Here is a 24,141-nt window from a genome sequence, read left to right as displayed (position 1 = left end):
GGCGAGGCCGGGACGCGCGTGTGACGTGTTCAATCAGGCGCCAGCGGCGCGTGTCCTAGACGCAGTACATGAAGCGCGAGCAGGTATTGAACACGTTGGCGGAACCCGCGGGCTTCGTCGTCTTGTTCAGCTCCCGAAGCGCCTGGGTCAGCTTCTTGGTCTGCTTGGACGCCTTCGTCTTCGTCTTCGCCTTCACCATGGGAATCCTCCACACGTTGGGGTCAGACAGCTCAAGCATGGTAAAGTGTGTAATTCGCTTGAGTCAAGTTGAGATGTCTTTGCTTGCTACGTCATCGGCCCGCCAGTTGGATGGCTCGAAATGTCAGTAGAATTTCCAGCATCCGACGCATGCCCGCCCGCGTCGCGGGCAGCGGTTTCAAGGCGCGGAGCGGCAGGTCGCCTCGCGAGGGGAAAGGGTGCAAGAGTTCACCCACGCTCACCGTGCGCGCCGTGTTCAATGTCGCGACAAGTTTATTCACCGGCTGCCGAAGGCCTGAGACATGCAATGTGTTGCCGTTGGCTGAGCAACACCAACCCGTGCCTGTTTTCTCCAGCAGGATGGGGAAACTTTTATTCCCTTGAAGAATGTCTGTGTCCTCGAGGGGCCGCCGCCTCGCGGGAGGAGGTGGGGGCTCGAAGCCGCCCGCGGAGCGCCGGTTGAGCCACAGGGTGCGGATGTGGGCCTGCGTTCGTGCATCGCGGCTGTTTTCACGCAAGGTGTTCGCGGCCTGCCGCAGGGCCGCGGGCAGCTCACGCGGCAGCACGCCGTCACCGTCGAGCACACCCGGTACCAGCGCACGGCCACGCGCCGTGTCGCGAGCGCGTGCTGCGTTGCCGCGGCCTGGGCCCACGAGGTCCTCCACGTCATAGCGGGCCTGGTGTCCGGTGACGGGGATGCCCACGTTGACGCTGGTGGCGACGTCCCGGCTCGCGCTCTCTCCGACGTGGTAGTAGCTGGCGGGCCAGTAGAGGATGTCGCCGGGCCCCACCTCCGCGGTGAAGGACTTCGCCAGGTAGGGCGCGTAGTCCACCAGGGTGGTGACGGGCATGCTCCAGGGACGCCTGGCCCAGAAGCGCATCCGCTTGCGGCCCCGGATGGCGAAGAGGAACGTGGTGAAGCGGTCCAGGTGGACGCCCACCGGACTGTGCTCGTAGTTCCCATGGAACAGCGTGGTGATGCCGCCTGACAGGGGCAGCCCCACGCGCCGCCAGAGGTCGGAGAAGAAGGCCCGCTCGCGGGACCAGAGTCCGAAGCCGTGGGAATGCAGCAGGGAGATGATGAGCGCGTAGCGGCGTGTTCCCAGCGCGTCCGCGAGCCGCGAGTCGTAGCCGTCCAGCGAGCCGTCGGTGTCGCGAGGAAGCCAGGGCCCGAGTTGGACGGGCTGCCCCTGGTCGATGGTGAACTGGACGTCCGTGCGCGCCTCGAGCGCCGTGGGCGGGGCCATGGCGCCGCGCGAGGCCCCGAGCGCCGCGTCGAACACGTCCGTGTCCATGAACGGATTGACGCCCGTCGCCTCGTAGAGCACCGGCCGCTGGTTCCAGTAGCGCGTGACGAAGGTGTCCCAGTCGAACCGGCGCTGGATGTCGATGCGGGCCATCCGTCATGCCTCCTTCGACGGCACGCGCTCGATACCGCGCAGCGCATGAAGGGTTTCCAGCAAGGCCCGCACCTGCTCGCGTTGGGACGCGCCTCGCCCCAGGCCGCACAGGGCGCCCACCCGCACGGGAACGCCCGGTGCCAGCGCGTCCAGTACGTGCGCCGCGAAGGGGCCTGGACCGGCGAAGGCGTGGCCGTTGACGGCCCACAGCCACTGCCCCGGGCTGTCCAGCATCCGCACCACGCGGCCCGGCGGCGTCTTGCGCACGTAGGCGTCTTCTTCCAGGGGCTCGTGGGCACGCGGCGGAGGCACCGGCTCCAGCGCGGAGGCGCTGACGCGCTGGGCCCACGCGATGCGCAGCAGTTGCCGCAGGTCCGGGCCGTGCGTCACGGCTCGCAGCGCGCTCGCGGCGTGCGCCAGTCGTGGCACGGGCGTGCGTCCACGCGTCCCGGGAAAGGGCAGGTACGGGACGGCGTCATCCGCCTCGCCCTGGGTCTCCAGGAGCTTCACCGCCAGGGCCTTCACGGCCTCCAGGGGCTCGCTGCCGCGCACCGGAATCCACAGCCGCAGCACCAGGGCGCCCTCGTCGCTCGCCTCCTCCTGCCAGACGTGGGACGGCGCATACAGCACGTCCCCCGCCCGGGCCCCCACCGTCCGGGCCTTGCGGGCGTCCTTCGTCCACTGGCGCACGCGCAGCCGCCCGTGGAGCACCGCGGTGAAGCGGGCATGGTGTTCCCGGCGCGCGGCGCCCTGCGGCGGCTCGGTGAAGCGTCCCAGCCACAGGTCGCTGATGATGGGCAGCACGGGCACGCCGACTCGCGTCAGCACGCCATCGACGAAGGCGCGCACCCGCTCCCACTGCGCGTAGTCCAGCATGAGCGGCTGTTCCACGAAGCACTGGAAGCCGCGCGCCGCGCCGAGCTCGCGGCCGACGCGCTGGAGATACGCGGCGGCGTCTGCGTCCTGCTCCCCGGGCAGGAGCGTGCCGGGCGCGCGCATCCGCGCGGTGTCCGCGAAGAAGCGCACGTCGGGCAGGGCGCGGAAGCGCGTGCCGAAGCGGAAGGGCGCGCTGATTGAGACGAGCCCCTGGAAGGCCTGCCCGGGCGGAATGAGCGGGGTGCCCAGCCGCAGCCGCGTGGGGGACTGCTCCCAGTGCGTGCTCGCGAAGCGGGCCCAGTCTTCGGGTGCGTGTCTCATCGGCGGGGATTCCACCATCGAAGTCTGACGGGTGGGCGAGCGCCCAGCGGCGGATTTCTTCACGCGCATGATGCCGTGCCCCGTGCCGGCGTTCTGGTAGGAGACAGCGCTGTCCTCCATCCGAAAGTTCAGGTCCGACGATGAAACTCTATTTCAACCCCAGAAGCCGCGCGGTCATCGCCAAGTGGATGCTGGATGAGTGCGGCGCGCAGTATGAAATCGTCCCCATCGACCTCGAGAAGAAGGAGCACAAGTCGCCTGAGTTCTTGAAAATCAACCCCGCTGGGAAATTGCCGGCCTTGGTGGACGGAGACACGCGGCTGTTCGAATGCGCGGCCATCTGTCTCTACCTGGCGGAGAAATTCCCGGACGCGCAGCTCGCGCCGAAGCCGGGTGACAAGGACTGGGGGCGCTACCTGTCGTTGATGGTGTACTCCTCGTCGCAGCTGGAGCCCTCCATGGGTGACCACCTGATGAAGCTGCCGACGGGGCCCGCGCGGGGCTGGACGGACTTCGAGACGGTGCTGAACGTCGTCGAGGGCGAATTGGGACAGGGCCCCTACCTGTTCGGTGAGCGCTTCACCGCGGCGGATGTGATGGTGGGTTCGATGTTCATCTGGATGCGCATCTTCGGCAGCCAGACGGGGCGTCCCGCGCTGGAGGCCTACATCGAACGGCTGCTGGCCCGCCCGAAGAGCATGAAGCTGGGCTGAGCGGCGCCTCGCGCGAGGTCGAAGGCCCGGACCTTCCGATGGGAACGTGTCCGGGCCTCCTGGTGGCCCAGGTGGGCCCGTGCGTCAGTCCAGAACGCCGATGGTCTTCGCGCGCGTGACGGAGCTGCCCACGCTGACGTAGCCCTTGTACCAGGACGTGTTCTTCGTCCCCAGCTTGTCCTGCTGGAGGTGCGCGTGGGGGCCGGTGGAGTTGCCGGTGCCGCCGATGTTGCCCACCTGGCAGCGGTCACACGTGCGGCTGCGGGAGTCCGCCGTCTTGATGAAGTGCCACTGACGGAACGTCCAGCCGCTCGCCCAGACGTGGCGCGCCTCGTTCTGGTTGCCGCTGCCGCTGCCGTTGCAGACGACGCCGGTGGTGCGGATGGTCACCGCCCAGTAGACGGAGCCCACCACGCCCGTCTCCGCGCCCCAGTAGTTGCAACGGCCGCCCGCGCCGATGTCCACCGCGCCGTGGAACTTGCCGCTGCTGTAGTTGGTCAGGGCCGTCACCGAGCCGGTGTGGGTGCCCTTGACGGTGTGCGCCGTCACGGACGCGGGGATGAGCGCCAGCGCGGCCAGCGCGGCCAGGGAGTTCTTCCAGGTGCTGCTACGCATGAGGTGTTCCTTTCAATGGACTGCCTGTCACGGAGCCTGCTGCAACCGCTGCTTCTCCCTCAGGAGCAGGCTCCACTCCTGAAGGCCCATGCCGAGAACCTGAATCCACGCGTCGGCCTCCTGCGCCAGGCGCGGGTCCATGGCGCGCAGGCGTTGGAGGTCGGGAATCGCGCCCTCGAAGCCGAGCTGCGCGACGCTCTGGAGCAGCGCCTTGCGCACGCCCTCGTCCGTCTCCTCGCGGTACATGGCGAGCAGGGACTCGCGGGCGCCCTGCATCTGCCCCGCCGGGACGCCGCCCAGCGCGTTGACGGCGGCCTTGCGCACGCTCGCGTCATCGCTGCGCAGCAGGGACGTGATGCGGTCCGCGGACTCGGCGCTGATTTTCTCAGTGGAGAGGTTGTCCAGGATGCGCGCCGTCACCGCCGGGTCCGTGGAGGCCACCGCGGCCGTCACCGCCGTGTCCGCCGCCGGGCCGTACTGGCCGGCGTACACGTGTGCGTTGTCCTCGATGAGGTTGGTCGCCGCCTCCTGCCGCACCTGGGGCGACTCGTCCCGCACCATGCGCTCGTACAAATCACCGGTGCGCTCCAGCGCGCTGGTGCGCCGCATGGCCCGCAGCGTGGCGGCGCGCACGGACGGGTCCGCGTCGTGCAACGCGCGCTGCGCCACCACGTCCATGGCCTGGGTGTCCGCTTCACGTTCCGCGCGGGCCACCAGCGCCGCCGCCAGGTGTTCGGCCATGACGGGGTCTGTCTCCCGCGCGAAGGCGTCGCGCAGCTCCGCGTCCGGCAGCGTGACGGCGGCCTCGCGCAGCAGGGTGCGCAGGTAGCGCTGGTAGGACGGTGAGCCGGAGCCCAGTCCGCGGCGGATGTCATCCATCAACCCGCGCACGGAGCAGGTGCTGGCTCGGAGCGCGGGCTGAGCGTCGGTGGAGGCCGCGTGCGCGTGGGTGGACAGCAGGGGGAAGAGGGGCAGCGTGAGCAGAAGGCAGAGGCGTTTCATGGAAGCTCCCGTGCTCAGTCGTGACCGACGAGACAGCCGAAGGGGTCCTGGTCGGGCAGGCTGTTCCAGAGCCGGACGAAGTCGTGGAGCCCGCTCGCGTAGAGCTGTTCGAAAACCTGGTAGATGGGCTGGAAGCGCGGGTCGGCCATCGCCATGTTGGCCATGACGGGCAGGGCCTCGCGGCCGGATGCGCGGGCGGCGAAGCGGAAGAGGGCCCACCGCACGCACGTCTCCTGCTCCCGGGCAAAGGCCTGGGCGAACAGCTCCAGCACCTGCTGGTTGTCTCCGGAGATGGAGAGGTTGTGCGCGGCGGCCTCGCGTCCGTCCGGGCTGCCCTCCTGCGTGAGCACCTTCGCGTACTGCGCGCGGGTGCGCTCATCCAGCACGGGCGTGGCGTGCATGGGCGTGGACAGCGCCAGGTAGCGAATCTGCTCGTCGGGGGACTCGGTGCCGATGGTGAGCAGCGCGTCCATGTAGGGCGCGGCGTTGCCCTTCGCCTCGAAGTCGCGCTTCATGACGCGGGCGATGGTGCGCGTGGCGGCCCAGCCCGCCTCGCCGGAGACGGGGTCCTTCGCGAAGGACGTCAGGGTGTCCAGCGCCGCCGGCTCGAAGCGCTTCTGTGTGTCCAGCGCGGACAGGAGGCCCGCGCGCCGTCCGCCATCGAGCGTGGCGTCCATGCCCTGGGCCAGCAGCCGGGTGGCCACCTGGGCGTGGTGCACCGCCTCCGAGCCACGCAGCGCCGTCAGGAGGACGTCGAACTCGTCGGGCCCCGCGGTGCGCGCCCAGGACAGCACCTCGCTCGCTCGGCCCGGGTCCTGGCCAATCAGCTCCGTCAGGCGCCCCGCCAGGTAGTCCGCGACCAGCGAATCCCCCGACGCGAGCAGCGGCGCGGCCCACGCGCGGAAGTTCTCCAGCGTCACCGCCGCGTCGAAGCGCTCCAGCTCGCGCCAGCACACGGCCTCGTCGAAGCGAGGGGGCGGCGGCTCTTCGTCGTGCGTCCCACCCGCGCCCGCGCGCCCGCCGTGGCCTCGCCCGTCGGAGGCGGCCTCGCGGGCCGCCGCGGCGGTGCCGCCGGCTTCGGCATCGGACGACGCGCCATCGCCGCCACGCGACGACAGCAGCGCCACGCCTCCCGCGAGCAAGGCCGCGCCCGCGAGCCACGCCAGCGCCTTGGGCACGCGACGGCCCGGAGCGGGGGCGGCGGAATGGTGGAGGGATTCTGGAGTCATGGCGCCTGGGCCTGTGAGGGGGTCCAATCCCCCTGAGGGCCCAGCGCGCGTGCCGTCTCAGAAAATCATTTCGCGCGGATTTTCCCGCGCGAGGCTCAGCGGCCCGTCTTGATGCCCAGCCCGCCGCCGCCCTGGCCGGAATTGGCGGGCCGCTTCGTCCCGGCGGTCGGCGTGCCCGGGACGGACTTGCCGCCTCCGGCGCGCCGCAGCTCCAGGCGCAGCTCCTCGTCCGTGGCGGACACCTGCCGTGTCACGGGCTCGTAGCCGTTGAGGGCCAGTGTCACCGACACCGGGGCGGCCCCGGCCTCGAGCTCCAGGCGCAGCGGTGTCTCGCCGCGCTCCTCGCCGTTGACGCTCACCCGGGCTCCAGGGGGCTCGGTGATGACGGGCAGCTTCACGTGGCGCACCGGCTCGGGGGACCTGCGGGGAGGCGGCTGCACTTCCGGCGCGATTTCCGGCTGGTGCGGCACGGCCACTTCCACCGGCGGACGGACCGGGGTGGCGTCCGCGGGCGAGCGGAAGAAGACGATGCCCGCGCCCGCGATGACCAGGCCCAGCCCCGCCGTGGCCACCGGGAGCCAGGGAATGCGCCGGGCCGGCTCCGGAGGGGGGCGGGCCAGGGGCGCGGTGCCTCGCGTCTTCTCCTTCGGCTGCGGCGGGGCGGCGGCCTGCCGCGAGCGCGTCCCGGGGACGACGCCATGGGGGGAGCCGCGCATGGCCCGCGACGCGGAGGAGCGCCCCGCGGGGCCCAGCAGCCCCGGCACGCCGCTGAGCGACGAGTTGGAGCGCGAGTCCAGGTCCGCGTCCTCCGCGAGCTGGTCCAGCTTCGCCGGGTCCGTCTCATGGGCGATGCGGTCCGCGTAGAGCTCCCGCAGGAAGGCGGCCAGGTGCGCGCTGCTGGAGGGCAGCCGCAGGTTGAGCGCGTAGTCCTCCAGCGCCAGCCGGAAGGCGCCGCAGTCCGGGTAGCGCTGGTCCGGCGAGGGCGCCAGGGCCTTGAGCACCACGTCATCCAGGCCCGGCGGCAGGCGCGGGTTGAGCTGCGACGGCCGCGGCACCTGGCAGTCCTTCACCAGCCGCAGCGTCATCATGTCCGACTCGCCCTTGAAGAGGCGCTTGCCGGTGAGCAGCTCCCACATGACGACGCCCAGCGCGAACAAGTCACTGCGCGCGTCGATGGCGAGCCCGCTGGCCTGCTCCGGGGACATGTACGGGTACTTGCCCTTGAGGACGCCGGTGGCCGTGTTCTGGCTGCTGGTGGCCGCCTTCGCCACGCCGAAGTCGATGACCTTCACCCCGCCGTCGAAGCCGACCAGGATGTTCTGCGGCGACACGTCGCGGTGCACCAGCCGCAGCGGCTTGCCCTGGGCGTCACGCGCCTGATGCGCGTAGTGGAGCCCGGCGGCCGCGTCCGCGATGATGCGGAGGATGAGTCCCACCGGCAGCGTCTTGCCCTGCGCGCGGGACGTCTTGTCCAGGCGGCGCACGTCGTCGCCCTGCACGTACTCCATCGCCAGACAGTGGCGGCCCTCAATCTCTGTCAGGTCGAGGATGGTGATGAGGTTCGGGTGCGTCAGGCGCGCTACGAGCCCCGCCTCGTCCAGGAACATGGAGAGGAACTCATCATCCTCCGCGAGGTGGGGAAGGATGAGCTTGAGGACGACAAGTCGCTCGAACCCCGTCCCATGTTCGCGGGCCAGGAACACCTGACCCATTCCCCCAGAGGCAATCTTGCGCAGCAGCTCGTACTTACCGAATGGCACAGCCATGTGTGCCCGCCAGGATATCGCTCTTTCTTAGCTCGTGGGAATTGCTCAGTCGCGAATTACCCCACAGGGTTGGGAGCGAGCAGGCAGGCAGGCGTGAGTGGCCTGCCCGGCTTTCCGGGGTGAGTCAGGCTTTCATCTTGTAGCCGGAGCGCAGGACGGCGTAGGTGAGCGCGGTGGCCCCCACGGCGACGGCGAAGAGGATGCTCCCGGCGCCCAGGGGCGAATAGATGCTGCGGCCGAGCATGCCGTAGCGCAGCCCTTCCACCATGTAGACCATGGGGTTGAAGAGGCTGACGGTGTTCCAGGGCGCGGGCAGCTCGCGCACGGAATAGAAGACGCCGCCCAGGAAGGTGAGGGGCAGCATGACGAAGGTGGGGAAGAAGTTGATCTGCTCGAACTTCTCCGCCCACACCGCCGCGAGCATGCCCAGCACACTGAAGACGTAGGACGACAGGATGAGGAAGTACGCGGCCACTCCCGCGTGCTCCAGGCTGAAGCCGGTGAAGAAGGTGGCCACGGCCCAGGTGAGCAGACCCACCACGAGCCCGCGCACCATGGCGCCACCGATGAAGCCCGCCATCAGCTCACCGGGCCCCAGCGGCGCCACCAGCAGGTCCACCACGGTGCCCTGAATCTTGGTGATGAACAGCGAGGAGGAGCTGTTGAGGAAGGCGTTGTTGGCGATGCCGAGGAACACGAGCCCCGGCACGATGAAGTGCAGGTACGGCAGTCCCTCCACCGTCTGGACGCGGCCGGAGATGGAGACGCCGAAGACGATGAAATACAGCGTGGTGCTGATGAGAGGCGACAGGACGGTTTGCCCCGGCACGCGCATGAAGCGCCGGACCTCCTTCGCCAGAAGGGTCTTCATCCCAAGGACGTTCATGATGAGGGCTCAGGCGGCCTGCTGTGGGCGGCCACGGAGGATTTCGATGAGCACGTCCTCCATGCGAGAGCGGCGCGTCTCCACGTCGGAGATGAGCTGCCCTTCGGCATAGAGGGCGCGGAGCAGCTCGCCGGACGGGGCGCAGCCGTCGCGCTCCACGTAGGTGAGGGTGCGGCCGTCCTCGCTGAGGCGGGCGGCGAAGCGCTTGCCAGCCTCGGACAGGCCCGGCTGCGGCTGCTCGAAGGTGATGATGACGCGGCGCTCGCCGAAGCGGCGCAGCAGGGTGGCCTTGTCCTCCACCATGAGGAGGCGGCCTTCGTTGATGATGCCCACGCGGTCGGCCAGCTCCTCGGCCTCTTCCAGGTAGTGCGTGGTGAGGACGATGGTGGTGCCCTCCGCGGCGAGCTTGCGCACGTAGGTCCACAAGTCACGGCGCAGCTCCACGTCCACGCCGGCGGTGGGCTCGTCGAGGAAGACGAGGCGGGGCTTGTGCACCAGCGCCTTGGCGATGAGCAGCCGGCGCTTCATGCCGCCGGACAGCGCGCGCGTGTATGCGTCCTTCTTCGCGTGCAGGTTGAGGGCGGTGAGCACCTCGTCGATGCGCGCGTCATCCGTGGGGCGGCCGTAGAAGCCCAGCTGGATGCGCAGCGATTCGGCCACGGTGAAGAAGGGGTCGAAGTTGATTTCCTGCGGCACCAGCCCGATGTCGTAGCGCGGACCCACCGGGTCCTGGTCCAGGTCCTTGCCGAAGACGCGGATGCTGCCGGAGGACTTCTTCACCAGGCCGCAGACGCTGCCAATCATCGTCGTCTTGCCCGCGCCGTTGGGGCCCAGCAGGGCGAAGATTTCACCGGGACGGATGGCGAGGTCCACGGTGTGAAGTGCCGTGAACTCTCCGTAACGCTTGGAGAGTCCCTGGAGTTCGAGGGCGGGGACGGACATGGGGCCCTTCCTGTAACACCTCCGGTCGCGCCGCGCTCGGCTTGTGTGCGGGCGTGGTGTCCGTCCCCGGCGGCTCGCCAGCGCACGTCGGGCAGGGTGGCGCGTCGCGTTGTCCACCCGGTGTCACTCCGGCATGGCGACTTCCTGGAGCGTGCCCTCGCGGCACTGGAAGACCGCGAACGCATCCGCGCCCTGCTCCACGCTGGCGAGGCACCGCACGAGCGAACGCTGGCCGCCGGGGTGCTGGACGGTGCCGGTGTAGCGCCGGTGCAGGTGGCCACAGAGGACCAGCCGGGGTTGGAGCGCGTCCACCAGCAGCCGCGCGTACGCGTTGCCGACGAGGTCGTGGCTCGCGCCGCGGCGCTGTCCCTGGAAGTCGGCGGCCTCCTCGGGCGGGATGATGCCGGAGGGCCAGTCATGCAGCAGGAGCACGTCCGCGCGCCCGAGCGCCAGGACTCGCTCGACGTCCTGTTCGTTGAAGAAGGTGAAGTCCTTGGTGGACACGTCACCCATGGAGGCCAGCGGCGGGCGGGACTTGCAGAAGGTGGCTTCTCGGTGGATGCCGGACAGGCCCGCCACGCGGAGGCCGTTCAACTCCACCACGCCGCTCCGGCCCAGGTAATGGCAGTGCGGCGCCAGCGCGAATCCCTCGGGGTGCAGGTCGAGGTGGCCGTAGGGCTCGTGGTTGCCGCCGATGAAGTAGACGGGCCAGGGGAAGCGGCGCCGTCGCTGGTGGTAGGCCGCGAAGTCCCCCAGGTGCCTGTACTTCGTGGGGGCGGCCATGGTGGCCAGGTCGGCGTCGTGACGGTGGGGCTCGAAGTCACCCACCTGGAGCACGAAGTCGAGCGGCCTTCGGCTGCGTTCCTCCCAGGCGGTGAGGTGACTCACCATCCGGTGCATGTGCCCGTGGACGTCGCCCACCACGGCGAAGAAGAACGTCTGGGAGGAGGACATGGCGGTTTCCGTTCCGGTTCAGGCTCGAGTCGCGGGCGAGGACGGGGGCGGTGCTTCGGGACTGACGGGAGGCGGCGCGTGCGGTGGCCACAGAGGGCTCCTGGCGGCGCCGTTCGCTTTTCCACGCCGGCGGAGCGGGCCAAGGGGGCAACGGCTTGTTCCGGGCTGCCCCCACCTGCCGGGGCCGGTCGTTCGAGCCCCACGGGGTTGGGGGACGCTCCCGCCTTGAGTGCGTTGTTGCACCCTGGTATCCGCAGAGCCCCTCACTCCACCTTAAGCAGGAAGGCCCAGATGGCCCAGAATTTCATCTTCACGATGCAGGACCTGCGCAAGGTCAAGAACGGCAAGGAGATCCTCAAGGGCATCTACCTCTCGTTCTTCCCCGGCGCGAAGATTGGCGTCATTGGCCCCAACGGCTCCGGTAAGTCGACGCTGCTGCGCATCATGGCGGGCGTGGACACGGAGTTCTTCGGTGTCGCCAAGCCGGACCCCAGCGCCAAGGTTGGCTACCTGGCGCAGGAGCCACAGCTCGATGCCTCGCTCGACGTGAAGGGCAACGTGGAGCTGGGCCTGAAGGAGATTCGCGCCACGCTGGACCGCTTCAACGAGGTCAGCGCGAAGTTCGCCGAGCCCATGAGCGACGCGGAGATGGAGAAGCTGCTGGCCGAGCAGGGCCGGTTGCAGGACGCCATCGACGCGGTGAATGGCTGGGAGTTGGATCGCACCATCGAGATGGCCATGGACGCGCTGCGCCTGCCGCCGGGCGACGCGGACGTGACGAAGCTGTCCGGTGGTGAGAAGCGCCGCGTGGCGCTGTGCCGCATCCTGCTGGAGAAGCCGGACCTGCTCCTCCTGGACGAGCCCACCAACCACCTGGACGCGGAGAGCGTCGCGTGGCTGGAGCAGGCGCTCAAGGAGTACAAGGGCACCATCGTCTGCATCACCCACGACCGGTACTTCCTGGACAACGCGGCCGAGTGGATTCTGGAGCTGGACCGCGGCGAGGGTGTGCCCTGGAAGGGCAACTACTCCAGTTGGCTGGAGCAGAAGCAGAAGCGCCTGGAGCTGGAGGAGAAGTCGGAGAGCCACCGCCAGAAGACGCTCAAGCGCGAGCTGGAGTGGGTGCGTGCCTCCCCGAAGGCCCGTCAGGCCAAGAGCAAGGCGCGCATCGCGGCCTACGAGGAGCTGCTCAACCAGACGCAGGACAAGCGCGACGCGACGGGCGAGGTCATCATCCCGCCCGGCCCGCAGCTCGGGGGTCTGGTGGTCGAGGCCAAGGGGCTGCGCAAGGCGTACGGCGACCGGCTGCTCATCGAGGACCTGAACTTCAAGCTTCCTCGCGGTGGCATCGTGGGCGTCATCGGTCCCAACGGCGCGGGCAAGACGACGCTGTTCCGGATGATGACGGGTGTGGAGAAGCCGGACGAGGGCGAGCTGAACATCGGCGAGACGGTGAAGCTGGCCTACGTGGACCAGAGCCGCGACGCGCTGGACGGCGACAACTCGGTGTTCCAGGAGGTGAGCGGCGGGCTGGACCACCTGGACCTGGGCAAGGCGGGGCAGGTGCCCAGCCGCGCGTACCTGGCGGGCTTCGCCTTCAAGGGGCAGGACCAGCAGAAGCGGGTGAAGGACCTGTCCGGTGGTGAGCGCAACCGCGTTCACCTGGCGAAGATGCTCAAGAGCGGCGGCAACCTCCTGCTGCTCGACGAGCCCACCAACGACCTGGACGTGGAGACGCTGCGCAGCCTGGAGGACGCGCTGCTCGGCTTCGCGGGCTGCGCCGTGGTCATCAGCCACGACCGCTGGTTCCTCGACCGCATCGCCACGCACATCCTGGCGTTCGAGGGCGACAGCAAGGTGTTCTTCTTCGAGGGCAACTTCGAGGACTACGAGGCGGACAAGAAGAAGCGCCTGGGCCCCGAGGCCCTGGAGCCGCACCGCATCCGCTACCGCCCGATTACGAAGAGCTGAGCCGCTGGAAGTCCGGAGCCACCGTACCGGCAAGGTGCGGTGGCTCGACGGCACTTCACTTCAGCAGGCGTCGATGCACTCCACCGTGAAGAACGGCGTCACGTCCTCGGTGGCGTGGCAGTCCGGGTTCGCGCAGGAGCAGCGCAGCGTCATCACGTACTCCGTGAGCGCCTCGTCATTGTAATACGTGTACGTACACGCCAGCCGGGACGACTGCGCCTCGGCCGTGGGCGTGTAGCCCAGGCCGCCAACGACAACGCCAGCGGGAGCCGCCAGCACCGCGAACGTCAAGAGCAGCTTCTTCATGTCACTCTCCTGTGTCAGGGCCGGTATTCCCAGTGCCAGGGCTCGGACGGGACGGTGCGCACGAAGCCGAAGTTCTTCGCGTTGTTGGCCAGCCACCGGTACGTCGAGGTGCCCGTGCCGCCCGTGTTGATGTCCACCGCGATGCCGCCCTGGTGGTTGGAGTAGCCCGGAGCCGCGGCGAGGTTGCCCGTGCCGTTCTTGTACGCGCGGTACAGCGCTTCCTGCTCCGCCATGCTGCGGAAGCCGCTGTTCACCTTCAGGGTGATGCCCTGCGCCCGCGCCGCCGCGTGCATGCGGTTGAACGCCGCCGCCGCGTCCGAGCGCATCTCCTTGCCGTTCGGGATCGACGAGAGCGAAATCTGCCGCGGCTTCCCGTTCACATAGCCCGTGACGACCCGACCGCCACCGCCACCGCCCGGGTTGGTGACGGGGCCCTTCACGTTGATGCCCAGCTTGTCCCACGTCTTGGGACCGACGATGCCGTCCGCCACCAGACCGCGGGACTGCTGGAAGGCCTTCACCGCCGACTGCGTCTTCGGACCGAACACGCCGTCCGCCGTGCCCGACTTGAAGCCCAGCACGTTGAGCCGCTGCTGGAGCGCACGCACCGGCTCACCCCGCGCGCCATTGCGCAGCGTGGGACCCGAGCCGCCCGTTCCGCCCGCCGAGTTGAGCGCGTTCCACGTCTTGGGACCGACGATGCCGTCCACCTGGAGCCCACGCGCACGCTGGAAGGCCTGCACCGCCGACTGCGTCTTCGGACCGAACACGCCATCCGAGGCGCCTGGGTTGAAGCCCGCGGCCCTGAGCTTGTTCTGGAGTTGCGTCACGGCCGCGCCGCGAGCGCCGCTGCGCAGCGTGGGCGAGGCGGAGCGAGACGCGCTGCTGGACGCAGTCGCGGAGGAGCGGGCAATGGCTACCATGGGGGGCTCTTCCCTTGAAAGAAGAATGGAGTTGGAGCCATTTTCCCAACCGCTCAGAGAAAGTTGCCTGGGATTCCGTCAAAAACGCGTGTCAATCCAAGCGCGCGCTCATGATTGAGCTGTGTTTCGTGGCGTGACGGAAAATTTGCGCGAAGGTGACAGCGGGCAGACGGGATTCGTGGCATTCATTGTTGTGGAAATATTCTGCCTTTGCCGTCTGGTTTGTGATTGGCGGTGCGTGAGGTGGGCGGTGGGGTCGCATGTTTGGCGCCCTGGACGCACCCCTGGTGTGGAGCCGCATGCGCAGGCCCCCAGGCCCCCAACCCGGCGGCCAAGCAAGCCCCGGGGAAACGCCCGCCAAGGCCGTTTCATAGAGAAAATCTCAGGTTCCTGAAGGAACAACCTTGGGAAGTGCCCCGCCGGAAGGCTGTTCTAGTCGGGTCGGGACAAGAAGTGGCCGACGAAGCTTGCATTCGTCCCACGCTGCTGAATGTTGTCCCCAAGGTTTTTTCTAGGGAGAGAGAGAGAGAGAGTCATGAAGGGAAGCTTCGCCAAGCGCATCACACTTTTCGTCCTGACCAACCTCGCGGTGGTCGCGATGCTGGCGATCGTCGGGCAGCTCATCGGCGTGGAGAACCTGCTCGCCCGCCGCGGCGTGGGGCTGAACCTCCCGGGCCTGCTCATCATGGCGGCGGTGATGGGCTTCGGCGGCGCCATCTTCTCGCTGCTCATCTCCAAGCCCATGGCCAAGTGGAGCACGGGGGCGCAGGTCATCACGTCGCCGCGCTCGGAGGACGAGCGCTGGCTGGTGGAGACGGTGCACCGGCTGGCCCGCGACGCGGGCATCGGCATGCCCGACGTGGCCATCTACGACAGCCCGGACATGAACGCCTTCGCCACGGGCGCCAGGCGCAACAGCGCCCTGGTCGCGGTGTCCACCGGCCTGCTCCATGGCATGAAGCGGGACGAGGTGGAGGCCGTGCTCGGTCATGAGGTGGCCCACGTGGCCAACGGTGACATGGTGACGCTCACGCTCCTGCAGGGCGTGCTCAACACCTTCGTCATTTTCCTCAGCCGCGTGGTGGGCTTCTTCGTGGACCGCTTCCTCAGCCGCTCCGAGGATGGCGAGGAGAGCGGCGGCTCGGGGCCGGCCTACTTCATCACCAGCGTCGTGCTCCAAATCGTGTTTGGCATTGGCGCCAGCATGATCGTGGCCTGGTACAGCCGCCGGCGTGAGTTCCGCGCGGATGACGGGGGCGCGCAGCTGGTGGACCCGGGCGCCATGGCACGGGCGCTGAACCGGCTGCGCATGCAGCAGGGGGAGCCGGCCATGCTGCCGTCCAACATGCAGGCGTTCGGCATCCGGGGCGGCGGGATGATGGCCCTCTTCTCCAGCCACCCGCCGCTGGAGCTGCGCATCCAGCGCCTGATGGACGGCAGCTGGAAGCGCTGATGCGAGCGCGGTAGTCGTCACCCCGGCGCATGTCACGAACTGGTGACATGCGCCGGGCTGTTCTGTGACGCGGCGACGGGGCCTGTGACGGTGAGGCAAAAACGAGGACCCGTGCGTTGCGGTCGTGCATTCCGTCCTGTAACGGGACTGCAAACTCGAGTTCGTGCGCGCTTTCGCGCGCTGCTGGCAGTTCCGCGCCGTCATGACCCCCACTGCTTCGTTCCGCGCTGCTCTCCAGGTCCTGTTGTCCGGCTCCGCGCTGCTTCTGGCGCCCCTTGCCCACGCGCAGCAAGACGAGGCCGCGCCCTCGTCCGCCACCGAGCAGCCTCCCGCATCAGAGTCCACGCCGACGCCGGTTCCCGAGGCGGCGATGCCCGAGTCGGAGGCGAAGCCCGAGGCGAAGAAGGAGGAGCGGGCCTGGTACGACCGCATCCGCATCCGGGGCTATACGCAGTTCCGCTACAACCGGCTGCCCAGCTTCCGGGTGAATGACGAGCTGATCAACGACCAGGGCGACCGCTTCCTCGGCAAGAACACCGGCTTTGGCATCCGGCGCGCGCGCCTCGTGCTGTTCGGTGACGTCCACGACCGCGTGTCCATCTACCTCCAGCCGGACTTCGCGTCGGTCATCGGGGACCAGTACAACGTCACCATCATGCGGGACTGGTACGCGGACATCTTCCTGGACGCGAAGAAGGAGTTCCGTCTGCGCGTGGGCCAGTCGAAGGTGCCGTTCGGCTTCGAGAACCTCCAGTCCAGCCAGAACCGCCTCGCGCTGGACCGCAACGACGCCATCAACAGCGGGCTCAAGGACGAGCGCGACCTGGGCGTCTTCTTCTACTGGGCGCCCGACGAAATCCGGAAGCGCTTCAAGTTCCTCGTGGACAACAACCTGAAGGGCTCCGGCGACTACGGCGTGGTCGGCCTCGGCGTCTTCAACGGTCAGACGGCCAACCGCGCCGAGCGCAACGACACGCCGCATGGTGTCGTTCGCGTCACGTGGCCCTTCCTATTCGGCTCGCAGTACGTGGAAGCAGGCGTGGGCGGCTACTACGGCCGTTTCAACCTCAATGCCTCGCCGCGTGACGGCGCGCCCTACGCGCTCGCCCGGGGCTCCGACATGGTGGACGCGCGCGCCATCGTCAGCCTGGTCATCTACCCGCAGCCGCTGGGCCTCCTGGCCGAGTTCAACCTGGGCCGCGGTCCCTCGCTGGGTGAGGGGCCCGTAGAGGGCCTGCTCATCGACAGCCGCCGGCTCCGGGGCGGCTATGCGCAGCTCATGTACAAGCTGGACGGCGTGCTGGGCATCTCCCTCATCCCCTACATCCGGGGCACCCTCTACGACGGCGGCAAGAAGTTCGAGACGAACGCGCCGCTCTACGACGTGCGGGAGCTGGAGATGGGCGCCGAGTGGCAGCTCAACAAGGCCTTGGAGCTGACGGGCACCTACCTCATCTCGGACCGCACCTCGTCCCGCTATCCGTATATCCAGGAGCAGGGACACGTGACGCGCATCCAGCTCCAAGTCAATTATTGAGCAATTCTGGAGGCTGCCGCGGGAGGGGCTGTCACAGTCCTGTGACTGGTGCGGCGCGTCAGGGTTTGTTCATGGATACTGGATTCGAACACCCTGGCTGTTGTTTGGTGGCTTGCGCAACTTTCGGACATTGATCCGGAAAATCATGGAGGCGTCTGACTTACTTCGCCCCCATGGAGCCGCTGATGACTGGTAGCAACTCCTATCGAATCCGCCAGGGTGATTCGCTCAGCGCCATCGCCCGGCGCCACAACACGACCGTCGATGCGCTGGCGCGAGCGAACAACCTCCAGAGCCCGGACCGCATCATCGCCGGGAAGACCCTGATCATCCCGGGCGCCAACGATGGTTTCGAGGCCAATGCGCCTCGGCCGATGCCGCGCCCGGCCAACCGGCCGACGGGGACGTCACAGAACCGTGACAGCTTTGAGCCCGGCACCGCGCAGGGCACCGCGACGCAGGGCGTCACGCCGGCGGGGACCGCTGGGGTGTCTGGCACCCAGAATGGCTATCGCAACGTCGACCTGACGGCCTTCCGCCAGGGCGGGTCCAACTCCGAGTCCGCCATTGTCGTTGGCACCTCGGAAGGCAACCGCACGCCGAACGGTGGCTTCACGGCGAGCTACGGGGGCCACACCGACCCGGGCAATGCCAAGCACAACCGTGGCTCGTTCTCCTACCAGGGGGGCGGCGCGAACTCTCCGTCGCACGCGGACGAAATCTGGAACCGCGAGCTGGGCCGCGTCACGCCGCAGTACCAGCGCGCCGCCGAGCGTGCGGGCCTGGACCCGAACAACGCGCTGCTGGCCTCCACCTTCTACGACCTGCACACGCAGTCGCCCCGCGCGGCGCAGAACTTCCTCAAGCGCGAGCTGCCCAAGCTGGCGCAGGACCCGCGTGGCGTGACGCCCGAGGCGCTCGTCGACGCGCGCGTGAATGCGTACCGCACGGACAACGGGCAGATCAGCGCCTCCGGCTTCGACCACAACGAGCAGCGCCTGCGCGCCGACCAGACGCGGCGTGAGACGGCGCTGGTCCGGGCCCTGGACGCGCGCGGCTACCGCGACGGTGGTGGTGCGGTCGAGAACGCGCCCATCCCGCGCCCGCGCCCGGAGAACCTCACGTCGGGCACCACGGCGCTGCCCGCCGAGGTCCCCATCCCGCGCCCGCGCCCGGAGAACCTCCAGGCCTCCAACACCACTGGGGGCGCGACGCCCACTGACTTGAACGACACGGCGGAGATCGCACCCGCGGCGGACCGCCCGGCGGTGCAGACGGCCACGCCGTGGGTCAGCCAGTACAACGCGTCGAAGGTGGAGCGCGCCGGTGACAAGGCCTGCTTCCGCGCCGCGGTGGTGATGGCCGCGGGCGCCGGGGCCACCGTGACGGGGCCGGACAACCGCATCCAGGTGGCCACCGGAGATGACCCGAACGGCGGCGTCACGGTGAACGCCGCGGCGGCGCGCCGGGGCCGCGAGTACATCGATGGCCAGCTCGACGCGGGCAAGCCCGTCGTCGTGGGCGTGGACCACCGCTCGGGCCGGAACTCGGACAACGTGGACGGCATCACCGACCACTTCGTGGTGATTACGGGCCGCGGCACGGACGAGCAGGGCCGCACGTACTACACGTTCCACGACCCGGCGACGAACCACCAGCAGCGCGGCGCGGACACCAACCCGAACAACCGCTTCTACGTGGACCAGGACACGGGCAACCTCTACCGGGAGGGTCCCACCACGGGCAACGTCGTCCAGCGGCACTTCGAGGTGTCGATGGTCCGGCCGAACGCCTAGTCGTTCCGCTGAGTGACGGGCGGGGCGTTGGGAAGCCCAGATTCCAGGCGCACCCGGGGCGGGGAGGAGTGACTCCCCGCCTCCGGGCGTTCAGTCAGGAACTGGGCGCGGGCGCGCGGCGCGATATGGTCGCCTGTGCCCCGAGGAGCCATGAACTTCGTCTTCATCTCCCCCCACTTCCCTCCGCATTACCTTCACTTCATCTCAGCGCTGCGGGAGCGGGGCGTCACGGTCCTGGGCATCGGTGACGCGTCCTACGAGTCGCTCCGTCCCGAGTTGAAGGCGTCCCTGCGCGAGTACTACTTCGTCCCCAGCCTCATGGACGAGGATGCGCTCACCCGCGCGGCCGGCTACCTCACGTGGCGGCACGGCCGCATCCACCGCATCGACTCGCTCAACGAGTCCTGGCTGGAGGTGGAGGCGCGCTTGCGTGGGGACTTCAACGTGCCGGGCCTGCAGCCGGAGGACATCCACCGGCTGCGCTCCAAGTCCGGCATGGCGGAGGTGTTCCACGAAGCGGGCGTGCCGCACCCGGACCTCATCCGCGTCCGGGACGCCGCGCAGGTGAAGGCGTTCGCCGCGCGCGTGGGCTACCCGCTGGTGCTCAAGCCGGACGTGGGCGTGGGCGCCGCCAACACCTTCAAGGTGGCCAGCGACGCGGAGGTGGACGCGGCCCTGTCCCATCCGCTGCCCACCACCTACGTGGCGCAGCCCTTCGTGCGCGGCACCATCGTCACCTACGACGGCATCGTGGACCGGCACGGCGTCATCGTCTTCAACCTCAGTCACGAGTACAGCGACGGAGGCATGGAGACGGTGGTGGAGCAGCGCGACATCTCCTTCTGGAGCCACAAGGAGATTCCCCCCGCGCTGGACGTGCTGGGCCGGCAGGTGGTGGCCGCCTTCGGCCTGCGCGAGCGCTGGTTCCACCTGGAGTTCTTCCGTCTGCCGGATGGCCGCTTCATGGTGCTGGAGGCCAACCTGCGGCCGCCCGGCGGCTTCATGGTGGACATGATGAACTACACGTGTGACATCGACGTGTACCGGCTCTGGGCGCGGGTGGTGACGGGCGACCCGGTGGCGGACTTTCGCTTCACGCCGCGCTACCACGTCTGTCACAGCGCGCGCCGCAAGTCCCGCCGCTACCGGCACCCGCACGCGGACGTGGAGAAGAAGCTGGGCACGTCGCTCATCCTCCATCGCGAGCTGCCGAGCATCTACCACAGCCTCCTGGGCGAGGAGATGTACCTCACCCGCCACGCGGACATGGACGCCCTGCGGGACACGGTGCGCTTCATCCAGGACAAGGCGTAGCGCGCTCAGCGCTCCGTCCAGGTGAGCTGGTAGGTGGTGCTGTCCGCGTCCTCGTGGATGCGCGCGACGCGGGGGGACTCGGCGCCGCCCAGGCGCAGCAGGGATTCGAAGAGCGCCTCCGCGTAGCCGGGCGCGTCCACCCGCGAGTTCATCCGCATGGTGTAGGTGGTGGGGCCCTGCTCGGTGAGCTCCACCTCCGTGTAGTTGTCGGTGGCGCGCAGCGTCTGCGGCAGGCGCTGCACCATGCGGCGGGGGCCCAGCAGCCGCATCACGCCGTACACCGCGCGGCCCACGACGGTGCGCCCGTAGCCCTGCACGTGGCGCTCGGCGAGCTGGCGGAAGGCCTCCTCCCGGGGCAGGCCCGGAAGCGTCTCCTCGACGATGACGTCGAGGCACTTTCCCCACAGGAGCACCGGGTAGCCCGGCAGCAGTGGCCGGTCCAGGTCGATGCCCGCCTGCCGCAGCCGGTGCTTGAGGCGGGGCGACACGCTGCCGCGCAGCCCGTGCTCGAGCAGGCCCTCCACCACCTGGACGTAGACGAGCCGCTGCTCCAGGGGGACCGCCCCGCGGTGCTTCATTCGAAGCACCTCACCCCAGCAGCCAGCGCATGGCGGATGGCAGGCGCCGCTGCCAGTCCCGCTCGTGGTGCCCGCCGTGTGGATCCAACACCAGCGCCAGCTCGTGGTCCGCGTAGCCCAGGTGCTTGAGGTGCTCGTAGAAGGCGCGCGTGGATTCGCCGTAGTAGACGGGCACTCCGCTGGCGTCCGTGTACTCGTGGGCGCCCGCGTCCAGGTAGATGCGCGTCCAGCGGCGGCTGTGCGCCGACCAGGCGCCGAAGAGCTGGTTGGCGCCCCACGTCACGGTGGGAGACAGGGCGCCGATACGGCCGAACACCTCCGGATAGCGGCACCCGAGGTAGAGCGAAATCAGACCGCCCAGCGACGAGCCCATGGCGCCCGTCCACTGCGGCTCCGGCCGGGTGCGGTAGGTGCGGTCCACCAGCGGCTTGAGGTGCTCCACCAGGAAGCGGCCGTAGGCCTCGCCGCGCGCGTGCATCGGGCTGCGCGGTTCATTCCACGGCGAATAGTCGTGCACGCGCCCCGCGCCCGAATCCACGGCGACGATGAGCCACGGCTCCAGGCTTCCTTCGCCCACGCCGTGCTCCAACGCGAGGTTGGCGCACCAGGTCTCGAAGAGGGCGGATTCGGGGTGGGCGAACACGTTCTGCCCATCGTGCATGTACAGCACGGGGAACCGATGGCCCGGCATCGCATCGTATGCGTGGGGGGTGTAGACGCGCACGGTGCGCGCGAAGCCCTCCTGGGGGGAGGGGAAGTCTCGGACGATGTGGACGTGGCCCATGGGAACCGGGTGCCAGCATACCTGGAGGGGGTGACCGGTCGGGAAGCGCTGGCCCCGGGGATGCACAGGCGACGGGCGGACCGCGCGGTGCTCCCAATCTGCGCGGAATACTGTTTAATCTGGAGTTCCATCATGGAGCTGGAACATCCGCATCTGGCGGTCCTGCTGCTCACCACCGAGGCCGACTTGCGCGAGGCGCGCGAGGCCTTGGATGGCAGCGAGGAGTCACGCCTTCGCTACGTCGCCGCGGAGAGCCGCGCGGAGGCCGCGTACTTCCTGGCGTGGGACCTGCTGGAAGTCGACCCGCGCATGGGCCGGGCCTGAGCGCCTGGTCCGCGTGTCCCGCCTTTGGACGGCGCGTCCGCCTGCCGGACGACCTGTGAGCAGGGTGCTGCTGTAGGGAATCGTGGTCCCGGATGTGCACAAGGCGCGGTGCGTGCGTCGGGTGCTCTGGGTGGGATGGTGTTTGGGTTGGTGGCTGGCGGGCGCGCTGCCCGTGCATGCCGCGCCGTATGAAGTGGAGCCCGAGTCCGTGGGCGTGCAGGACCTGCTCGCGCTCGTGGAAGAGGGTGCCATCTCCGCCGAGACACTCTCCGCGCTGCTGGCCTTGCGACGGACAGGCGTGGACCTGGGGCTGGCGTCGCGTGCCTCGCTCTACGGCTTGCCGGGGCTGACGTACTCGGACGTGGACGTGCTGCTGCGGTCGCGGGGAGAAGGCAGCGCCGCGGGGGGCGCGTTGACGGAGGCGGCGTCGCGGCGGCTCACGCCGTTCCTGGACGTGCGGACGCCGGGGCGGTTGTCGGGTGATGCGCGGTTGATGATGGCCTTCGCGGCGTCGGATGGGCTGCCGCCACCGCTGGCGTTGCAGGTCCGCGCTGGAGGGCTCGCGGGGCTTCGGGTGGGGCTGATGACGACGCTGGCCCGGCGGACGCTGGCGCCTCCGCGCAGGGACGCGCGGCGGCGTGCCTTCGTGGTGGAGGCGCCCGAGACGTCCATCACGCTGCCCAAGCTGTACGTGCAGTGGACGGGCGCGCGCGCGTCGCTGCTGGCGGGGACGTACCGGCTGGGCTTCGGGCAGCGGCTCACGCTGGACACCACGGCGCTGCCGTCACCCGACGGGTTCCTTCCTGACGATGACGTGCGTCCTCCGGCGGGATTGGAGCGCGCGTGCCTGGTGGGCAGTGCGGGTTGCGAGCCCGAGGAACGTCTGTCGGACGTCACCCCGGACTTCCGCTGGGACGAGGGCTTCCGGGGCGTCGCGGGCACGGTGCGAGGCTCGCTGGGGACGTGGGCCGCGCTGTCGCTCACCGGCTTCGGCTCGTATCAGTCCCGTGCACTGGCACGGCATGCGGTGCTGGACCGCTCGCTGTGTCCGTCGTCCGCTCGTGGCGTGTGCAAGGCCCCTGACGTCTGGGTGTCCGTGGCGGAGGGCCGGTGGGAGAAGCTCACGGCGCGGACGCTGCCGGGGATGTTCCGAGAGCTGGCGGGCGGTGGCAACGCGACGCTGGCGCTGTCGTCGCGGAGCCATGTGGGGCTCACCGGTTGGATGGCTCGGCCCGTGTGGGGTCAGGAGGGGGCGAAGCTCGACTTCCAACCCAGCGCCCGCTACCCGGCGGGCGGTGCCTTTGGCGCGGTCGGGCTCGACGCCGCGTGGGGGCGTGGCGCGCTGGACGTCTTCTTGGAAGGCACGCGCAGCTTCGATGCCGCGCCGGGTGGCGGCGGGGACTTCGGTGCGGTGCAGCGCACCGTGTTGTCAGGGGAGTCGCGCGAGCTGGAGCTGTCGCTGCGCTACTACGGGCGCGGTTTCGCCAATCCCTACAGCGGCGCGCCGTCTGGCCCGGATGCGCTGGAAGGCCTGCGCGTTCGCAACGAGCTGGGCGCCCGGCTGCGCTACCTCCACCGTGAGGAAGGCGCATGGCGGCTGCGAGGGCAGGTGGACGCCTGGACGCTGCCCTCGGATGGGGTGGTGTTCGGGAGCGCGGGCACGCTGCACGCGCGTGCCTCGGTGCGCGGGGACCTTCGGGTGCGGCCCTGGCTGCAACCCTCGCTCCAGGTGGAGTTGCGTGACAACGGCGTGGGCGGGATGGGGGCGTGCGCGGATGACTCGCTGTCCGAGCAAGAGGTGGCGGACCTGTGCGCCAGCGCGCGGTACGGCGTCACCGCCCGGGTGCGCTCCGACGTCGCGAAGGGGCTGACGGTTTCGCTCCAGTACGGACACGCGCGCGTGCAGGCACCCGAGACGAAGGGGCTTCGCTACGACGCGCAGGCCGTGCTGGATGTCCGCGCCCAGCCGCTTTCGTCGCTGAAGTTGCATGGGCGATTGGTGTGGAAGGACCAGGACCTCTCCGAGCGCAGCCGGCTCCAACAGGAGCTGCGGACCGCGCTGGATGTCGCGTGGAGGGTGTCGAGCGCCGTGTCCGCCCGGGGCCGGTACGCGTGGGTACTCGACTTGAAGGATGCGCGCGTGGCGCGTGTGCCTCCCGACCCGCCGCGCCACCTCTTCCACCTGGAGTTGGAGACGCGCTTTTGACGGAGCTGAACGTGAGGGGGCAGGGAATGAAGGGTTGGGGCAGGTAC

22 protein-coding genes are annotated in these 24,141 nt (G+C 69.2%); 8 read left to right on the top strand and 14 right to left on the bottom strand.

Going from position 1 to position 24,141, the window contains the following annotated elements; genetic code table 11:
* Positions 1-55: 55 nt before the first annotated feature.
* From FMP39_RS27085 to FMP39_RS27075, 3 genes are read right to left on the bottom strand one after another with little or no spacing between them, the layout of a single operon-like run.
* Positions 56-238 carry a hypothetical protein gene (locus FMP39_RS27085; RefSeq protein WP_011550677.1) on the bottom strand — a complete coding sequence of 61 codons (183 nt, stop codon included), beginning with the start codon at positions 236-238 and terminating at the stop codon, positions 56-58.
* A 52-nt stretch (positions 239-290) separates the two neighbouring features.
* Positions 291-1,598, bottom strand: a complete 1,308-nt coding sequence (locus tag FMP39_RS27080) for a cupin domain-containing protein (protein WP_141593041.1) — start codon at positions 1,596-1,598, stop codon at positions 291-293.
* A gap of 3 nt (positions 1,599-1,601) precedes the next feature.
* On the bottom strand, positions 1,602-2,915 hold the full coding sequence (locus FMP39_RS27075; protein WP_141593040.1) for a hypothetical protein: 1,314 nt from the start codon (positions 2,913-2,915) through the stop codon (positions 1,602-1,604).
* 20 nt (positions 2,916-2,935) lie between these two features.
* Here FMP39_RS27075 and FMP39_RS27070 point away from each other — a divergent pair, with 20 nt between their 5' ends.
* Positions 2,936-3,508, top strand: a complete 573-nt coding sequence (locus FMP39_RS27070) for a glutathione S-transferase family protein (protein ID WP_141593039.1) — start codon at positions 2,936-2,938, stop codon at positions 3,506-3,508.
* An 84-nt stretch (positions 3,509-3,592) separates the two neighbouring features.
* On the opposite strand, the gene FMP39_RS27065 is transcribed toward FMP39_RS27070, so the two are convergent.
* The 7 genes from FMP39_RS27065 to FMP39_RS27035 all read right to left on the bottom strand — a co-directional run bounded on the left by FMP39_RS27065 (position 3,593) and on the right by FMP39_RS27035 (position 10,902).
* Positions 3,593-4,123 carry a hypothetical protein gene (locus FMP39_RS27065; protein WP_141593038.1) on the bottom strand — a complete coding sequence of 177 codons (531 nt, stop codon included), beginning with the start codon at positions 4,121-4,123 and terminating at the stop codon, positions 3,593-3,595.
* 27 nt (positions 4,124-4,150) lie between these two features.
* Complete coding sequence (locus FMP39_RS27060; protein WP_141593037.1) at positions 4,151-5,125, bottom strand: HEAT repeat domain-containing protein; 975 nt, start codon at positions 5,123-5,125, stop codon at positions 4,151-4,153.
* Positions 5,126-5,139: 14 nt separating this feature from the next.
* Positions 5,140-6,354, bottom strand: coding sequence for a hypothetical protein (locus FMP39_RS27055; protein ID WP_228558369.1), 1,215 nt, complete (start codon positions 6,352-6,354; stop codon positions 5,140-5,142).
* A gap of 95 nt (positions 6,355-6,449) precedes the next feature.
* Positions 6,450-8,120, bottom strand: a complete 1,671-nt coding sequence (locus tag FMP39_RS27050) for a serine/threonine-protein kinase (RefSeq protein WP_141593035.1) — start codon at positions 8,118-8,120, stop codon at positions 6,450-6,452.
* A gap of 124 nt (positions 8,121-8,244) precedes the next feature.
* Positions 8,245-8,991 (bottom strand): ABC transporter permease, encoded by a 747-nt coding sequence (locus tag FMP39_RS27045; RefSeq protein WP_194858580.1) that lies wholly within the window; start codon positions 8,989-8,991, stop codon positions 8,245-8,247.
* A 24-nt stretch (positions 8,992-9,015) separates the two neighbouring features.
* The gene (locus FMP39_RS27040; RefSeq protein WP_141593032.1) at positions 9,016-9,948 is read right to left on the bottom strand and encodes an ABC transporter ATP-binding protein; all 933 of its coding nucleotides are present in this window, start codon (positions 9,946-9,948) and stop codon (positions 9,016-9,018) included.
* A gap of 123 nt (positions 9,949-10,071) precedes the next feature.
* A complete protein-coding gene (locus FMP39_RS27035; RefSeq protein WP_141593031.1) occupies positions 10,072-10,902 on the bottom strand; it encodes a metallophosphoesterase in 831 nt (276 codons plus the stop codon).
* Positions 10,903-11,193: 291 nt separating this feature from the next.
* Between FMP39_RS27035 and ettA the strand changes: the two genes are divergently transcribed.
* Entirely contained in the window at positions 11,194-12,873 is a 1,680-nt protein-coding gene (ettA, locus tag FMP39_RS27030) for an energy-dependent translational throttle protein EttA (protein ID WP_090486328.1), read from the top strand.
* Between the two features lie 60 nt (positions 12,874-12,933).
* On the opposite strand, the gene FMP39_RS27025 is transcribed toward ettA, so the two are convergent.
* Together FMP39_RS27025 and FMP39_RS38590 are read right to left on the bottom strand one after the other, a co-directional pair.
* Positions 12,934-13,179: a hypothetical protein gene (locus tag FMP39_RS27025; RefSeq protein WP_141593030.1), complete on the bottom strand. Its 246-nt coding sequence runs from the start codon at positions 13,177-13,179 to the stop codon at positions 12,934-12,936.
* Between the two features lie 14 nt (positions 13,180-13,193).
* Positions 13,194-14,102, bottom strand: a complete 909-nt coding sequence (locus tag FMP39_RS38590; RefSeq protein WP_141593029.1) for a peptidoglycan-binding protein — start codon at positions 14,100-14,102, stop codon at positions 13,194-13,196.
* Between the two features lie 535 nt (positions 14,103-14,637).
* On the opposite strand from FMP39_RS38590, the gene htpX reads away from it, so the two are divergent.
* The 4 genes from htpX to FMP39_RS27000 all read left to right on the top strand — a co-directional run bounded on the left by htpX (position 14,638) and on the right by FMP39_RS27000 (position 20,202).
* Positions 14,638-15,555 (top strand): protease HtpX, encoded by a 918-nt coding sequence (gene htpX / locus FMP39_RS27015; RefSeq protein WP_141593028.1) that lies wholly within the window; start codon positions 14,638-14,640, stop codon positions 15,553-15,555.
* Positions 15,556-15,718: 163 nt separating this feature from the next.
* Positions 15,719-17,092 carry a porin gene (locus tag FMP39_RS27010; protein ID WP_141593027.1) on the top strand — a complete coding sequence of 458 codons (1,374 nt, stop codon included), beginning with the start codon at positions 15,719-15,721 and terminating at the stop codon, positions 17,090-17,092.
* A gap of 173 nt (positions 17,093-17,265) precedes the next feature.
* Positions 17,266-18,888 (top strand): LysM peptidoglycan-binding domain-containing protein, encoded by a 1,623-nt coding sequence (locus tag FMP39_RS27005; protein WP_141593026.1) that lies wholly within the window; start codon positions 17,266-17,268, stop codon positions 18,886-18,888.
* 150 nt (positions 18,889-19,038) lie between these two features.
* A complete protein-coding gene (locus tag FMP39_RS27000; RefSeq protein WP_194858579.1) occupies positions 19,039-20,202 on the top strand; it encodes an acetyl-CoA carboxylase biotin carboxylase subunit family protein in 1,164 nt (387 codons plus the stop codon).
* 5 nt (positions 20,203-20,207) lie between these two features.
* Here the strand turns inward: FMP39_RS27000 and FMP39_RS26995 are convergent, their stop codons facing one another.
* Positions 20,208-20,780: a DUF2378 family protein gene (locus FMP39_RS26995; protein ID WP_194858578.1), complete on the bottom strand. Its 573-nt coding sequence runs from the start codon at positions 20,778-20,780 to the stop codon at positions 20,208-20,210.
* Positions 20,781-20,790: 10 nt separating this feature from the next.
* Positions 20,791-21,564 (bottom strand): alpha/beta hydrolase, encoded by a 774-nt coding sequence (locus FMP39_RS26990; protein WP_141593023.1) that lies wholly within the window; start codon positions 21,562-21,564, stop codon positions 20,791-20,793.
* Between the two features lie 132 nt (positions 21,565-21,696).
* Here FMP39_RS26990 and FMP39_RS26985 point away from each other — a divergent pair, with 132 nt between their 5' ends.
* The gene (locus tag FMP39_RS26985; RefSeq protein ID WP_090486295.1) at positions 21,697-21,888 is read left to right on the top strand and encodes a hypothetical protein; all 192 of its coding nucleotides are present in this window, start codon (positions 21,697-21,699) and stop codon (positions 21,886-21,888) included.
* A gap of 112 nt (positions 21,889-22,000) precedes the next feature.
* A complete protein-coding gene (locus tag FMP39_RS26980) occupies positions 22,001-24,094 on the top strand; it encodes a hypothetical protein (RefSeq protein ID WP_228558368.1) in 2,094 nt (697 codons plus the stop codon).
* Positions 24,095-24,141: the final 47 nt, after the last annotated feature.

Origin of the sequence: Myxococcus sp. AB056, assembly GCF_006547365.1 — a bacterium.
Taxonomy (GTDB): Bacteria; Myxococcota; Myxococcia; order Myxococcales; family Myxococcaceae; genus Myxococcus; species Myxococcus virescens.
This window is presented reverse-complemented; position numbering and strand designations above follow the sequence as displayed.